This window comes from Streptomyces sp. NPDC007907 (assembly GCF_042959365.1).
In the GTDB taxonomy this organism is placed as follows: Bacteria; Actinomycetota; Actinomycetes; order Streptomycetales; family Streptomycetaceae; genus Streptomyces; species Streptomyces indiaensis.
On record NZ_JBIBKR010000002.1, the window covers coordinates 734,548 to 748,370 of the forward strand.

Below are 13,823 nucleotides of genomic sequence, written 5' to 3' on the forward strand. Positions count from 1 at the left end.
GGCAAGGTCGGGTCCCGTGGCCACCTTGCTGATCGTCCATCACACGCCCTCGCCGAACTGCCAGGCGCTGTTCGAAGCCGTCGTCTCCGGGGCGACGGACCCCGAGATCGAGAACGTCCGGGTCGTCCGCGTGCCCGCGCTCTCCGCCACCGCATCCGACGTCCTCGCGGCCGACGGCTTCCTCCTCGGCACCCCCGCGAACCTCGGCTACATGTCCGGCGCCCTCAAGCACTTCTTCGACCAGGTCTACTACCCCTGCCTGGACGCGACCCGCGGCCGCCCCTTCAGCTACTGGGTGCACGGCGGCAACGACGTCACCGGAGCGGTGCGCGGCATCGAGTCGGTCACGACCGGCCTCGGCTGGCGCCGCGCCGCCGAGGCCGTCACCGTGACCGGCGAGCCGGGCAAGGACGACCTCGAACGGTGCTGGGAACTGGGCGCGACGGTCGCCGCCGGACTGACGGCCTGAACCGCCGTACGGCTCAGGTCTCCTCCAGCCGGCGCCGGTCCTGCTCGTCCCACGCCCGGGTGTCCCGCGGCTGCGTGTACGGCTCGGCCTCCGGCGGGTGCCCGCCGGCGATGGCCCGCTGGCGCACGGTCTCCGCGTCGAACTCCAGGCCCAGCAGGATCGCCAGATTGGTGATCCACAGCCACACCAGGAAGACGATGACACCGGCCATCGTGCCGTAGGTCTTGTTGTACGAGGCGAAGTTGGCCACGTAGACCGCGAAGCCGGCGGAGGCGACCATCCAGATCAGCAGGGCCAGGAAACTGCCCGGAGTGATCCAGCGGAACCCCTTCACCTTGGCGTTCGGCGCCGCCCAGTACAGGATCGCGATCATGCTCACGACCAGCAGGACCAGGACGGGCCACTTGGCGATCGACCACACCGTCAGCGCGGTGTCGCCGATGCCCAGGGCGTCCCCGGCCTGCTGCGCCAGCCCGCCCGAGAACACCACGATCAGCGAGCTGATGACGGCCATCACCAGCAGGACGACCGTCACGCCCACCCGCATCGGCAGCAGCTTCCACACCGGCCGGCCCTCGGGCATGTCGTACACGGCGTTGGCGGAGCGGATGAACGCCCCCACGTAGCCGGACGCCGACCACACCGCCAGCACCAGACCGACGATCGCCATCAGCGAACCGATACCGGCGTTGCCCTGCAACTGGTCCACGGCCCGGGTGATGATGTCCCCCGCCGAGCCGGGCACGAGCTCACGGACGTTCTCGGTCACCTTGTCGGTGGTCGACCGGCCGGTGAGCCCCAGCATCGACACCAGCACCAGCAGCGCGGGGAACAGCGCCAGCACGCCGTAGTACGTCAGCGCGGCGGCGCGGTCGGTGAGTTCGTCGTCCTTGAACTCCCGCACACTGCCCTTGAGGACCGCGCCCCACGACTTCCGGGGCAGCTCGGTCGGCGAGTCCGGCGCGGCGCGCTCCACCGAGGGATCGGGCCCCGGCTCGTCGAAAGCGGCGACGGCGTCTTCCCGGCGCTCCTCGACGGAACCGTCCCGGGTGTCCGCATCGGCGGCCTCCCGGCGTTCCGTGTCCACGGTCTGGCGACGCTCCGCCTCCACCGTTTCCCGGCGGTCCGCCTCCACGGCCCCCCGGCGTTCCGCCTCGGACCCCGAGGGCGGGCTCTCCGGAGGCGGGGTCTCCGACTCGGCGTGCTCTTTTCGTCCCGGAATATGCAGCTTCACCATGTGAGACGGGTAACCCCAGGCCGAACCCTTAAGCCGCCCACATGCAAGACCGACCCGCCCAACGCGTTGAGAAAGCGCTCCCACGGGCACGATGGCGCATGACACACCTTGCGAGCCGTGACCGGCGGGCGCACTCTAGTGCACAGTGGGAGCGCTCCCACTCTCGCTCTCACCCTGAGCGTCCTGGTCGCCGCGCTGCCCAGCCTCGGCCCGTGGAGCGGCACTGCCGTCGCACACGGCTCGGTCGTCGACCCGGCCTGGCGCAACTACGGCTGCCGGCAGCGCTGGGGGCAACGATCACCTCAACCCCGCCGGGGGCGGCCGGACCGAGGGCGGCCGGTACGACTCCCTCGACGCGGTCGGCGCCTGGAAGACGACGGACGTCACCGGCAACTTCACGGTGAAGCTGTACGACCAGGCCGGCCACGGCGCCGACTACTTGCTGGTGTACGTCACGCGGCAGGGCTTCGACCCCGCCGGTCGTCCGCTGACCTGGAACGACCTCCAGCTCGTCAAGCGCACCGGCAGGTACGCGCCCAGCCAGAACCACGAGATCCCCGTGAGCACTTCGGGGATGAGCGGCCGGCACGTCGTGTACACGATCTGGGAGGCCTCGCACATGGACCAGACCTACTTCCTGTGCGACGTGAACTTCCGCTGACCTGCGTGTCCCCGCCGGACAGCGGGTCCGGCGGGGCCCGGACGGGCTGTGTCTTCATGAGAGTTCTCCGAAAATTTTCGGAGGGAGTGAACACGCTGATGCTCCCGTACGTATGGGGCGAGGGGATTTTCATGCCCGCACGCCACAAGCGCAGGAGAGCACCCTTGGGACGCAACACGCGAAGACGCCCTACAGGCCCACGACGCGCGACCTTCGCCGCATTCGCACTGATCCTCGGCGGAGGCGGGCTGATGGCCGCGAACGTCTACGCCTCGGCCACGGGCGGCGGTTCGGGCGCCGACTCCGCCCAGACACGGTCCGGCGCGGGGGTCCGGACCACGGGCGCCACGATCGACTGCCCCGACGTCGGCAGCAAGCTGACCTCCGTCCCCGAGCAGGCCCGGGAGGAGGTCGACAAGGAACTCGCCCTGCTGGACGAGCAGATCGCCCAGGCCTACCAGCGGCTGAGCGAATCGACGCAGCAGATGCAGCAGGATCCCGGCTTCGCCGACAGCGCGGTCGTCAACCCGCTGAAGGAGAAGCGGGCCGCGACCCTCGAGCGCATCGCGATCGCCATCGACCGCGTCGGTGACCGCCCCGAAGGCCTGGAGGCCCTCGCCGCCTGCACCGTCCAGGACGGCAACCAGGCCCCCGCGCAGGGTGAAGGCCAGGACGCCGGGGCCACCCAGCAGCCCGGCCAGCAGCAGGGCGAGGCAGGTCAGGGGCAGCAGAACGGCCAGGGCGCCAACGGCGGGCAGGCGGGCAACGGCCCCGTCGCCGCCGACTTCGCCGACATCAAGAGCGTCCAGCCCAATGTGAACACCCCCCGGCCGGAGGGCAACGCCTCCCGCGGCTCCTTCGCCACCAGTTGCGGGGTGAACGAGAACGGGCTGTTCAACTCCGACAACATCATCGCCGCCCCGGGTGTCACCAACGGCGCCCACCACTTCCACGACTACGTCGGCAACCAGTCCAACAACGCCTTCGCCAGCGACCAGGACCTCGCGAAGGCCGAGACCAGCTGCGACGACCAGGGCGACAAGTCGTCCTACTACTGGCCCGTGGTGCGCCTGCAGAACGGTGCCCAGGAGCAGGACGCCCAGAAGCCGGGCGGCGGCATCGAGGGCAACGCCGGCGAGATCGTCACGCCGAAGCAGGTCACGCTGACGTTCGTCGGCAACCCGCGCGAGAAGGTCACGGCCATGCCGCGGCTGCTGCGCATCATCACCGGTGATGCCAAGTCGTTCGTCAACGGCCCCGCCAACGCCAACGCCTCGTGGAGCTGCACCGGCTTCGAGGACCGGCAGTTGAAGGACAAGTACCCGCTGTGCCCGCAGGGCAGCGACGTCGTACGGACCTTCAAGTTCCAGAGCTGCTGGGACGGCCGCAACATCGACAGCGCCAACCACCGCACCCACGTGGCGTTCGCGGACGCCGCCGGGAACTGCCCGTCCGGCTTCCGCCCCATCCCGCAGCTCGTACAGCGCATCGTCTACGACATCGACGCGCCGAGCCTCCAGGACGGCGGCCGTACGACACCGCTGTTCGCGGTCGACTCCTTCCCGGAGCAGCTGCACAAGCCGGTCACGGACCACGGCGACTTCATCAACATCTTCGACGAGGATCTGATGGGGGAGATGGTCGACTGCATCAACGACGGCCGTAAGTGCGGCGCCGGAGCGGACGGCGGTCAGAACCCGGCGCCGGGCGAGGAGCCCGAGGAGGAGCCCACCAAGTCGCCGGAGGCCCCCGAGGAGGAGCCGACGAAGACGCCGGAGGCCCCTCAGGAGGAGCCGACCAAGTCGCCGGAGGCCCCGCAGGAGCAGCCGACGAAGACGCCCGACGCGCCGCAGAACGGCGACGGCGGCGGTAAGCCCGGCGACAAGGGTGACGGCGGTGACGACGGCGGCGACGGCAAGGGCGAAGCCACGAAGCCCCCGGCGGACAAGCCCGAGCCCGGGGACGCGTCCACCGCTTCCGGCGCCCCCCGGCCCGAGGTGAAGGCCACCGACCAGGCGGACGGCAACGCCGCCGGACAGGGCGGCGGTGCGAAGGACGACGAGGGCGACGACTCGGACAGCATCGGCGAGTCCCAGGCCGTCGGCACGGCGACCAGCGCCGCACCGACCCCGTCGGCCCCGTCCCGGACCGAACCGCAGGCGGTCGGCCAGGGCGGCCTGGCCGACACCGGAGCCCAGCTCTGGCCGGCCGCGGCGGGCGCCGTCCTGGTCATCGCGGGCTTCGTGGTCCTGCGCCGGGTGCGGCGGGCCTAGGAGCCGCGTCCGGACGTGAGCCGTGGACGGCGGCGGGATCCCGACCGGATCCCGCCGCCGTCGCGCGTCTCGGACCGGGGCCCTGCTCCGTCCCCGTGCTCCGGCACCCGTCGACGGCCGCCGAAGGATCCACCCCCGGCGTGACCTCATGCACCTCAGCGGTAACGGCACGCGGAGGAGCGGCGTATGACGCCGTGGGAGGCGGCAACGGCGCTTGCCAACCACCCTCACCGCAACAGGGCTTGGCGGGTCCGACCCCACCCGGCTCGAACTCCGGAGGCGCCCGGGAAGGGAGGTTCTCGGTCCTCCCACCCCGGGCGCCCGGTGGGGATCAGCGGCGCGGCTGGTCGCCGGACTCGTCGGTTTCCTCGGCTTCGATGCGCTCCTTACGCACCTCGCCGGTGACGGTCTCCTCCTCCGTGACTTCCTCGGTGGTCAGGCGGACCCGCTCCTTGGGCACGGCCCTGGTCTCCACCACGGGCTGCTCCTCGTACAGCGTGACGTCGTGTTCCGCCTCGGTGATGTCCGGGCCCGTCATGGCCGCGTCCAGATTGGCCTCGGTGATCGGCTCGCGCTCGACGCGGACCTCTTCGTGGCGTACGGGCACGGTGTACTGCTGCTCTTCGGTGACGACGTACTTGCGCAGCCGCGCCCGGCCGGCCTCACGGCGTTCGACACCGACGTGCATTTCCTCCTCGGAGCGCGTCATCGCGTCGTCGGTGACTCCGGCGGTGCCAGTGGTTCCGACGGTGCCGGGGGCCTGGCCGACACCGGAGCCTGGGTCGACGTCCCAGTCGATGCCGTAGTACTGGTACAGACGCTGCTCCTCCTGTTCGGACAAGTGGCCGCCGGCGTCCACGTCGACATTGGGCGCGTCCTTGACCTGGTCCTTGGCGTACGGCACTTCGAGATGGTCCTCGACGAGCGCCGCATCGTGGATGGGTACGAAGGACTCGCTGGTGCCGAACAGGCCCGTCCGTACGCTGACCCACTCGGGCTCGCCCGTGATGTCGTCGAAGAAGACGTGCCTGGCCTCGCCTATCTTGTCGCCCCTGGTGTCATGGACCGGGTGGTCCAGCACGATGGCGATCTGCTCTCGGGTGATCATTTTCGGTATCTCCTGCAGTTTGATAGGGGAAATCCGCTCGATATGTTCCGGCTGTGTCGGGCGAAAGTGCGGTTAGGTCCTGCGGCGTGCTGCCTACGCCGCAGGACCTGCGCGCCGCTTTGGCGGCGACGGCACATCCGTCCACCACCGCACTTCGACGCGTCCGACCGGGTGCGGGGGCGCACGACCGGCCCTCCGTGCTCCGGCTGCCGTTCCGCGCGCACCCTCCTCGATTAACCACACCGGCTAGGCCAAAACGACTAAAAGGGAAATTTCGGGCACAGGTGTTCGAGATGGGGAGCGAAACCGTCACAAGCAGCCGCTGTGGTGCGCGAGTTGGGACAGCGGTGGGAAACGCGTCTTAGTGGGAAGCCGAACGCGAGCCGGTCTGTGCGCCCTCGGCGTCGATGTGCGGTACCACCCGGTCCAGCCACCGCGGCATCCACCAGGCGTGCCGCCCGAGCAGTGTCATCACGGCCGGCACCATGAGCAGCCGCACGACGGTCGCGTCGATGAGCACGCTGACCGCCAGGCCGAGACCGAGCATCTTGACCACGATGTTGTCGCTGAGGAGGAACGCCGCGAACACGCTCACCATGATCAGCGCGGCGCAGGTGATGACCCGGGCCGTGATCTCCAGGGCGTGCGCCACCGCTCCCTTCGCGTCACCGGTGCGCAGCCACGCCTCGTGGACGCGGGACAGCAGGAAGATCTCGTAGTCCATGCTGAGGCCGAAGACGATGGCGAACATCATCATCGGCACATAGCTCTCGATGGGCACCTTGCCGTGGACCCCGAGCGCGGGACCGCCCCAGCCCCACTGGAAGACCGCGACGACCACCCCGTACGACGCGGCGATCGACAGCACGTTCAGGACCGCCGCCTTGACGGCGACGAGCAGCCCGCGGAACACGGCCAGGATGATCAGGAACGCCAGACCCACCACGACGGCGATGATCACCGGCAGCTGGGAGGCGACGATGTTCCGGAAGTCGACCTGGGTCGCCGTCGTCCCGGTGACGTACCCCTTGGCGTCCGTGCCTTCGACGACGTCCGGCAGCGTGTCGTCGACGAGCCGGTTGGTCAGGTCGGTGGTCGCGGAGTTCTGCGGGGACTTGGTCGAGTAGACCGTACCGATCAGGAGGTCGCCGTCCTGCGTGGGCGACAGCGGAGTGACGACGGCGGCGCCCTGGACCTTGTCGAGTGACTGCTGGGCCTTCGAGGCCAGGGCGGAGCGCTGCGACTGCGGCACGTTCGTCTGGTCGATGACGACCGTGAGCGGGCCGTTCGAGCCGGGCCCGAACGCGTCGGACATCAGGTCGTACGCCCGTCGGTCGGTGAAGGAGGTCGGGTCGGCGCCGTCACCGATGTGGCCGAGCTGGATGGAGAACAACGGGATCGCCAGGACCACGACCACGGCGACGCCGGCCGACAGGAACGTCAGCGGTCTGCGCTCCACCCGCTGCGCGTACCGGTGCCAGGTGCCCTGCGGCGTGTCACCCGCCCCGGCTTCTGTCTCGGCGATGGGGCGGCGCACGTGGAAGCGGTCGATGTGCCGGCCGATGAGGCCGAGCAGGGCCGGCACCAGGGTGAGCGCGCCGACGACGGCCGAGACGACGGTGACGGCGGCGGCGAGACCGAGCAGCGAGATGAAGGAGACCCCGGACGCGGACAGGCCAGCCAGCGCGATGATCACCGTGCAGCCGGAGACGAGAACGGCGTGGCCGCTGGTGCTCGCGGCCTGGCCCGCGGCCCGCACCGGGTCGATGCCGTCGATGAGGTTCTGCCGGTGCCGGGTGAGCATGAACAGTGCGTAGTCGATGCCGACGCCGAGGCCGATCATCGTGGCCAGGGTCGGTGAGACCGTGGCGAAGGTGAAGGCCGCCGCCAGCAGCCCGAGGATGGCGAGCCCGCCGACGACGCTGATCAGCGCGCTCACCAGCGGGATGACGGCGGCGATCACGCTGCCGAACCCGACCAACAGCACGATGACCGCCACGCCGAAACCGATCAGCTCGCTGACCCGGTCGTCGGCGGACGGCCGGGCGAGTTCACCGAGCGGTCCGCCGTACTCGACCTCCGCCCCGGCCGACCGCAAGGGCTGCACGGCGGTGTCGACGCCGTTGAGGTAGTCGTCGCCGAGTGTCGAGGGCTGCACGTTGAAACGGACGGTGATGTAGGCCGTCTTCTTGTCGTCCGACAGCGGCCCCACGTTCTGCTGACCGCTCGGTGTGCCCGGGGCGGTCAGCGGGTTCTGGGCGGACAGCACGTGCGGGAGCTTCTCCAGGTCGGCGACCGTGGTCGACATCTGGGAGCTCAGCGCGGTCAGGGGCTGCTGGTCGTCGCGCATCACGATCTGGCTGCTGTAACCGCCGGCCTGGGGATCGTGCGCCTTCAGCACGTCCAGGCCCTTCTGGGCCTGCGCCTGGGGCAGGCTGAAGTTGTCGGAGTACTCCCCGCCGAATTCACGGCTGACGACCTGCAGGGCCACCAGCGCCACCAGCCAGGCGATGATGACGATGACGAAGTGGCGTGCGCACCACTCGCCCAGCCGCCGCGGTACACCCCCGCGCGCGGCCTTCGTGTCCCCTTCACCGGTGCGGCTGTACGGCATGGACGTCGTCTCCTGTGTCGGCCGGGAGGTCAGTGCCGTCCATTAGATGGGCCCGGGATCACTCCGGCCTTTCAGGCACGCGGACTCCCGGTGACTCCGGGCGGCCGTTCCCCCGAAAGGCCCGTCCCGGCACCCGGCGCCCGCGCCCCGCACGCCTCAGCGCTCCCGACCCGAACGCCACCCCGAGCCCCACCAGCGCGCTGCCCGCCGCCTGCGCGGGCCCGTAGGAGCCGGTGCCGACGAGCGGTGCGGTGCAGGCCGCCGCCACCGGGATCAGACCGGAGAACAGGGTGGCGCGTTCCGCGCCGATCCGCTGCATGCCGATGTACCAGCACACGAAGCCGACGACGGTGACCACCACCGCCTGCCACAGCAGCGCGGCCGTTTCGGCGCCGTCCGGCCGCCGCAGCCAGCCGGCGCCGTCGGCCAGGAGCCCGACCGCCGCGGACTCTGCGGCGGCGACCACGCACACCGTGGCGGACAGCAACCGGGGCCCGAGCGGCCGCAGTACGGGGACGGCGAGTACGGCGAACCCGACCTCCCCGGCGAGGGCGCACACGGAGAAGGCGATCCCCGCGCCGTCCGTGCGCCCCCAGCCTTGGACCGTGAAGGCGCCGACGGCCACGAGCGACGCCCCGTACAGCACCGCCCGCTGGGGCCGCCGCCCGTCCAGAAGCGGCACGAGCACGGCGACGGCCACCGGCGCACAGCCCACGAACACGCCGGGCACCGCCGGTTCCGCGGTGCGTTCGGCGGCGATGACGGCCAGGTTGAAGCCGACCATGCCGACCGCCGCGAGCAGGGCCAGACGGACCCATTGACGCAGCGTCAGGGCCCGAAGGCGGTCGGCGGCGTCCTTCCCCGCCACGGGGAACAGCAGCAGACAGGCCAGCCCGTAGCGCAGGAACTGGCCGCCCGCGTACGGGTAGTCGCCCAGCACGCTGTTGGCCGTGAAGGACCCTCCGACGAGGACGCAGGCGAGCGCGGCGAGCAGGGCTCCGCGCGTGGTCGTGGCGTTCATGGGGACGACGCTAGGGAGCCGGGCGGCCCGGGAAGGAGTCCACTTCCGTGCCTGCTTGGTGGACCAATTCCCGCCCGGGCCGCGGCGTCAGCCGATGTGGTAGCTGTCTCCGTAGACCTTCCAGTCCAGCGGCGGGTTCAGATCGAGGTTGCGCCGGTTCAGGAAGACACGCTGGGCCGTGTCGACGCGGCTCGTGTCGCTGTGCGCCTCCTCCTGCTTCATGGCCCACACCCGCGCGTCCAGGAACGCGTGGAGGTACGTCACCTCGTCACCGCCCTGCGCCGGCGGCTTCGCCGTCCGCAGGGCCCGCTTGCGGATGTTGCGGAAGCTCGTGGGGTCGGTGCCGTCGCCGTGCATGACGATGGCGTCGTAGTAGGCGAACTGGCCCAGCACCCGCAGCCCGTCCCCCTTCCCCTGCGCGACCGCCGGGTCGAAGTACACCCGGTCGCGCTCGTCGTCCTGGGCGCGCTTGAAGGCGGAGTCACGCGCCGCTCGGCGCCAGTCCCCGGGGAAGCCGGGGTCGAGCCCGTCGTGCGAGTCGGAGCCGTCGACGTCGCGCAGGGCCGGGAGGTACTTCGCGAGGACGTTGCCGGGTTTGCGGGCGGTGTAGAGCTCGACGAGATCCAGCATGTCGCCGGTGCCGGAGCAGAAGCCGATGATGCCGGCGGTGTAGCCGCGGCCGTCACCGATGTCCTCGATGTACTGGTACTGCGCCTTCCAGTCGAGTGAGGAGTTCTCCGCGCTCGACACGAGCTGCATGGCGATCTCCTTCTTCGCCGGGTCGTCGAGTCCGAGCGCACGCCCGGACGCCGTGGCGTGCGGCGGCTTCAGGAACGGGGTGGCGGCGAGGGCAGCGCCGAACAGCGCCAGGACGGTGCGGCGCGAAGCCTGGGCCGAGGGGTGTCTCACGGTGCCTCCAAGCAGAGTGTGGGGGGTTGGAAGAGCGGGCCGTGCAGAACTGATAGGAAGGTTTCCTATCACTGTGAAGCGGCAAGGGAAACAAGCGGATTGGAAGTTCGTAGAGTCGAACAAGCCGATGCGCCGCCGACACCGGTCGCCACCGCGGGAACCAAGCGCCCCGCTCGCACGTCAACCCTTTGCCCACCAAGGGCCGAACGGTCGGACCGACCAGCCGGAGAGGGGAATCGCCATGGACGAGGCGACGTCACAGCAGGGGAGCGAGGCGGAGGGCGCCGCCCGCCGCGCCCGTTTCGGGACACTGCCGGAGCCGGTGCGCGTGGAGGACATGGTCGAGGAGCGGGCGGCCAGTGTGCCCGACCCGGCGCGCACCGCCTACAACCAGGACGAATGGCTCGTGCGCTACTGCCTGTGAGCCACCCCGCGCGGGCGCGCCGCTACGAGGCGCTCCGCGCGTCCAGGCCGCGCAGCCACCGCACGACGTCGTCGGCGTCCTGGGCGCGGGCGATGTCGAGCGGGGTCATGCCGTCGTGGCCGCACCGGCTCACATCGGCGCCCCGCCGGTGGAGGTACTGCGCGGTCCGGAGGTGCCCGCCGTGGCAGGCACCCCGGAACGTGCCGGTGATCTCGTCCGGTGACGGCGGCTCGTCCGCCTCGGCGTACGCCCGGACCCGGTCGAGCAGGCCGAGCGTCGCCGCGTCCTGGAGGGTGACACGGGCGCCGAGTTCGACCAGCCGGTGCGCGGCACGCCACTGGCCGAACCCCCGGGCGTCGGCGAGCGGGGTGCCACCGCCGATCACCGCGCCGGGCGCCTCGATGTCGGCGCCCGCCGCGACGAGCACGTCGAGCACCGGCACGTCGTTGCTGCTGGCCGCCCAGTGCAGCGGCGTCTTCGTGTGCGCCCCGTCGAAACGGGCACGCGGATCGGCCCCGGCGGCGACCGCGACCACCTCGGGACCGCGCGGGAAGTGCCCCGGCCAGTCGGTCGCGATGTGCAGCAGGCTGCGGGTGCCCCTGCCGTCCTCCTCCTGCTCGGTGATGCGTGCCCCGGCGAGACCGGGATGCTCGGCGAGCAGCTACGGCAGCCCGCGCAGGTCCCCGCCCCGGATCGCCTCCGTGACGGCTACGGCCAGGGGTCCCGCGATGTCAGCGTCTGCAAGCCGGCCTCCCGATGCCGTCCAGGGCCTCCGGTTCTGCCGGCGGGCGTCCGCCCGGACGGCCGCTGTGCGAAGCGGGCCCTTCCTCCCCGGCCGACGGCCTCGTGACACCGCATCGGGTGTGCACACCCGGCGGCAGAACGGGCACCCGTCCGGACGACGTGCCTGCACGCTCCAGCAGGCGTAGCGTCCGGGTAGGAGCGGGAGGACACCATGCCCCGGACCGAGGAGCACCCCGACGGCGCCGGATCGCTGGACGACGACCTGGGCGCGGCCCTGGCCGACACGGTGCGCGGTACCGGCGCCTCGATGGGCGGCATCTACCTCATCGAGGAGGCGGAGCCGGTGCTGCGCCTGGTGGCCCTGTGCGGTCTGCCGCTGGCCTTCACCGCCCCCTGGCAGCGACTCCCCCTGAACGCACCGGTCCCCGTCGCCGACGCCATCCACGACGACACCCTGGTCAGCGTCGCCGGACAGGACGACATGGCCCGCCGCTACCCCCGGGCCGCCGCCGTCCTGCCCTACCCGTTCGCCCTGGTCGCCGCCCCGCTGACCGGCGTACGGCGCTCCTGGGGCGGCCTGGTGCTGATGTGGCCCGCCGGCCGGCCGCGCCGGGTCACCCCCCGCGAACGCGGTCACATCGACGCCAGCGCCCGCCGTATGGCCCGCCTCCTGGACGACGCCCCCCGGCCGCCGTCCCTCCCCGACCAGCCGCGCGTCGTCCCCGTCGACGCCGCACGCCATCCCGCGCAGACCGGACTGGCCGCCGCCGACTACCTCGAACGCCTTCCCGAGGGCGCCCTCGCCCTCGACATGGAGGGCCGCATCACCTTCGCGACCGACACCGCGGCCCGCCTCCTCGGACGCGGTGCCGACCGTCTCCTCGGCACCCGTCCCTGGCACTCCCTGCCCTGGCTCGACGACCCCGTCTACGAGGACCACTACCGCACGGCGATCATCAGCCGTACCCCGGTCTCCTTCACCGCGCTCCGGCCGCCGGACCAGCCGCTGACCTTCCAGCTCTACCCCGACACCAGCGGCATCAGCGTCCGCGTCCTGCCGAGCACGGAGGGGGCCGAGCCCTCGCCGCCCCCCGCCGCGCGGCCCCCCGCCGCGCGGCCCCCCGTCGCGGCGCCGACCGGACGCCTCTACCAGCTCGTGCACCTGGCCGCCGCGCTCACCGAGTCGGTGACCGTGCGGGACCTCGTCGCGCTGATCGCCCACCAGATCCTGCCCGCGTTCGGGGCCCAGGGCCTCGTGCTGTCCGGCGTCGACGCGGGACGGCTGAAGATCACCGGCCACCACGGCTATCCGGCCGACGTCATGGAGCGGCTCGACGCCCTGTGGCTGGACACCGACCTCACCCCCGCCGGCCAGGTCCTCGCCAGCGGCACCCCCGCCTTCTTCGCCGATCCCGCCGAACTGGCCGCCAGCTACCCGAGCGCACCCCAGATCAGCGGCAAGCAGGCCTGGGCGTTCCTGCCCCTGATCATCTCCGGCCGGCCGGTCGGCTGCTGCATCCTGTCGTACACCCGGCCGCACACCTTCACCGCCGACGAACGCGCCGTCCTCACCTCGCTGTCCGGCCTGATCGCCCAGGCCCTCGACCGCGCCCGGCTCTACGACACCAAGCACCGGCTCGTGCACGAACTGCAGCGGACCCTGCTGCCCCGGGCCCTGCCGCGCGTGCCCGGCCTCGACATCGCCGCCCGTTACCTGCCCGCCGGCCACGGCACCGAGGTGGGCGGAGACTTCTTCGACGTCCTGCGCCTGGGCGAGACGAGCGCGGCCGCCGTGATCGGTGACGTCGAAGGCCACAGCATCGCCGCCGCCGCCCTCATGGGCCAGGTCCGCACCGCCATCCACGCCCACGCCACCGCCGGGGCCGCACCCGGCGAGGTCCTCGCCCGCACCAACCGGCTGCTGGCCGACCTCGACTCCGAACTGCTCGTCTCCTGCCTCTACGTCCAGCTCGACCTGGGCCGTCAGCAGGCGTCCTTCGTCAGCGCCGGACACGTGCCGCCGCTGCTGCGCCACGCCCGGCACCCCGCCCGCGTCCTCGACGTCGAGCCAGGCCCGCTGCTGGGCATCGACACCGGCACCGACTACCCGGTCACCACCGTGCCCCTGCTCCCCGGCACGACCCTCGCCCTCTACACCGACGGCCTGGTCGAACTCCCCGGCACCGACGCCACCCGGACCACCTCCGACCTCGCCGCGCACCTGGACACCACCGACGGCCACGACCTGGAACGGCTCATCGACCGGCTCGTCCGCCACACCACCCCCACCGGCCAGCACGCCGACGACATCGCGGTGCTCCTCCTGCGCGCCTCCTCTCCGGGCGGCCGCCCGGCGTGAGAGG

General features: G+C 71.6%; 10 protein-coding genes and 1 pseudogene. 5 read left to right on the top strand and 6 right to left on the bottom strand.

The annotated features are described in order from the left end of the window. The first annotated feature begins 16 nt into the window (after positions 1-16). Positions 17-469, top strand: a complete 453-nt coding sequence (locus tag ACFZDI_RS09405) for an NAD(P)H-dependent oxidoreductase (RefSeq protein WP_391248948.1) — start codon at positions 17-19, stop codon at positions 467-469. 13 nt (positions 470-482) lie between these two features. Here the strand turns inward: ACFZDI_RS09405 and ACFZDI_RS09410 are convergent, their stop codons facing one another. Then, on the bottom strand, positions 483-1,706 hold the full coding sequence (locus tag ACFZDI_RS09410; RefSeq protein WP_391248950.1) for a YhjD/YihY/BrkB family envelope integrity protein: 1,224 nt from the start codon (positions 1,704-1,706) through the stop codon (positions 483-485). A 138-nt stretch (positions 1,707-1,844) separates the two neighbouring features. Between ACFZDI_RS09410 and ACFZDI_RS09415 the strand changes: the two are divergent. Both ACFZDI_RS09415 and ACFZDI_RS09420 read left to right on the top strand, forming a co-directional pair. Then, positions 1,845-2,367, top strand: a pseudogene (locus tag ACFZDI_RS09415) (lytic polysaccharide monooxygenase). A gap of 251 nt (positions 2,368-2,618) precedes the next feature. After that, positions 2,619-4,640 (top strand): DUF1996 domain-containing protein, encoded by a 2,022-nt coding sequence (locus ACFZDI_RS09420; RefSeq protein WP_391248953.1) that lies wholly within the window; start codon positions 2,619-2,621, stop codon positions 4,638-4,640. A 331-nt stretch (positions 4,641-4,971) separates the two neighbouring features. On the opposite strand, the gene ACFZDI_RS09425 is transcribed toward ACFZDI_RS09420, so the two are convergent. From ACFZDI_RS09425 to ACFZDI_RS09440, 4 genes are all read right to left on the bottom strand, one after another. Beyond that, a complete protein-coding gene (locus tag ACFZDI_RS09425; RefSeq protein WP_391248955.1) occupies positions 4,972-5,748 on the bottom strand; it encodes a DUF2382 domain-containing protein in 777 nt (258 codons plus the stop codon). Positions 5,749-6,109: 361 nt separating this feature from the next. After that, positions 6,110-8,362: an MMPL family transporter gene (locus ACFZDI_RS09430; RefSeq protein ID WP_391248957.1), complete on the bottom strand. Its 2,253-nt coding sequence runs from the start codon at positions 8,360-8,362 to the stop codon at positions 6,110-6,112. A gap of 58 nt (positions 8,363-8,420) precedes the next feature. Further along, the gene (locus ACFZDI_RS09435; protein ID WP_391248959.1) at positions 8,421-9,383 is read right to left on the bottom strand and encodes an EamA family transporter; all 963 of its coding nucleotides are present in this window, start codon (positions 9,381-9,383) and stop codon (positions 8,421-8,423) included. Positions 9,384-9,470: 87 nt separating this feature from the next. Beyond that, complete coding sequence (locus ACFZDI_RS09440; protein ID WP_391248961.1) at positions 9,471-10,292, bottom strand: chitosanase; 822 nt, start codon at positions 10,290-10,292, stop codon at positions 9,471-9,473. A gap of 241 nt (positions 10,293-10,533) precedes the next feature. Here ACFZDI_RS09440 and ACFZDI_RS09445 point away from each other — a divergent pair, with 241 nt between their 5' ends. Then, the gene (locus tag ACFZDI_RS09445) at positions 10,534-10,716 is read left to right on the top strand and encodes a hypothetical protein (RefSeq protein WP_030853560.1); all 183 of its coding nucleotides are present in this window, start codon (positions 10,534-10,536) and stop codon (positions 10,714-10,716) included. Between the two features lie 22 nt (positions 10,717-10,738). On the opposite strand, the gene ACFZDI_RS09450 is transcribed toward ACFZDI_RS09445, so the two are convergent. After that, on the bottom strand, positions 10,739-11,251 hold the full coding sequence (locus ACFZDI_RS09450; protein WP_391248963.1) for an ankyrin repeat domain-containing protein: 513 nt from the start codon (positions 11,249-11,251) through the stop codon (positions 10,739-10,741). 420 nt (positions 11,252-11,671) lie between these two features. On the opposite strand from ACFZDI_RS09450, the gene ACFZDI_RS09455 reads away from it, so the two are divergent. Further along, on the top strand, positions 11,672-13,819 hold the full coding sequence (locus tag ACFZDI_RS09455) for a SpoIIE family protein phosphatase (RefSeq protein WP_391248965.1): 2,148 nt from the start codon (positions 11,672-11,674) through the stop codon (positions 13,817-13,819). The last annotated feature ends 4 nt before the right edge of the window (positions 13,820-13,823 follow it).

Bases quoted from the DNA above. Each gene is read 5' to 3' on its own strand.
- ACFZDI_RS09410 (WP_391248950.1), bottom strand. From the start codon at position 1,706: ATGGTGAAGCTGCATATTCCGGGACGAAAAGAGCACGCCGAGTCGGAG.
- ACFZDI_RS09420 (WP_391248953.1), top strand. From the start codon at position 2,619: ATGGCCGCGAACGTCTACGCCTCGGCCACGGGCGGCGGTTCGGGCGCC.
- ACFZDI_RS09425 (WP_391248955.1), bottom strand. From the start codon at position 5,748: ATGATCACCCGAGAGCAGATCGCCATCGTGCTGGACCACCCGGTCCAT.
- ACFZDI_RS09430 (WP_391248957.1), bottom strand. From the start codon at position 8,362: ATGCCGTACAGCCGCACCGGTGAAGGGGACACGAAGGCCGCGCGCGGG.
- ACFZDI_RS09435 (WP_391248959.1), bottom strand. From the start codon at position 9,383: ATGAACGCCACGACCACGCGCGGAGCCCTGCTCGCCGCGCTCGCCTGC.
- ACFZDI_RS09445 (WP_030853560.1), top strand. From the start codon at position 10,534: ATGGACGAGGCGACGTCACAGCAGGGGAGCGAGGCGGAGGGCGCCGCC.
- ACFZDI_RS09455 (WP_391248965.1), top strand. From the start codon at position 11,672: ATGCCCCGGACCGAGGAGCACCCCGACGGCGCCGGATCGCTGGACGAC.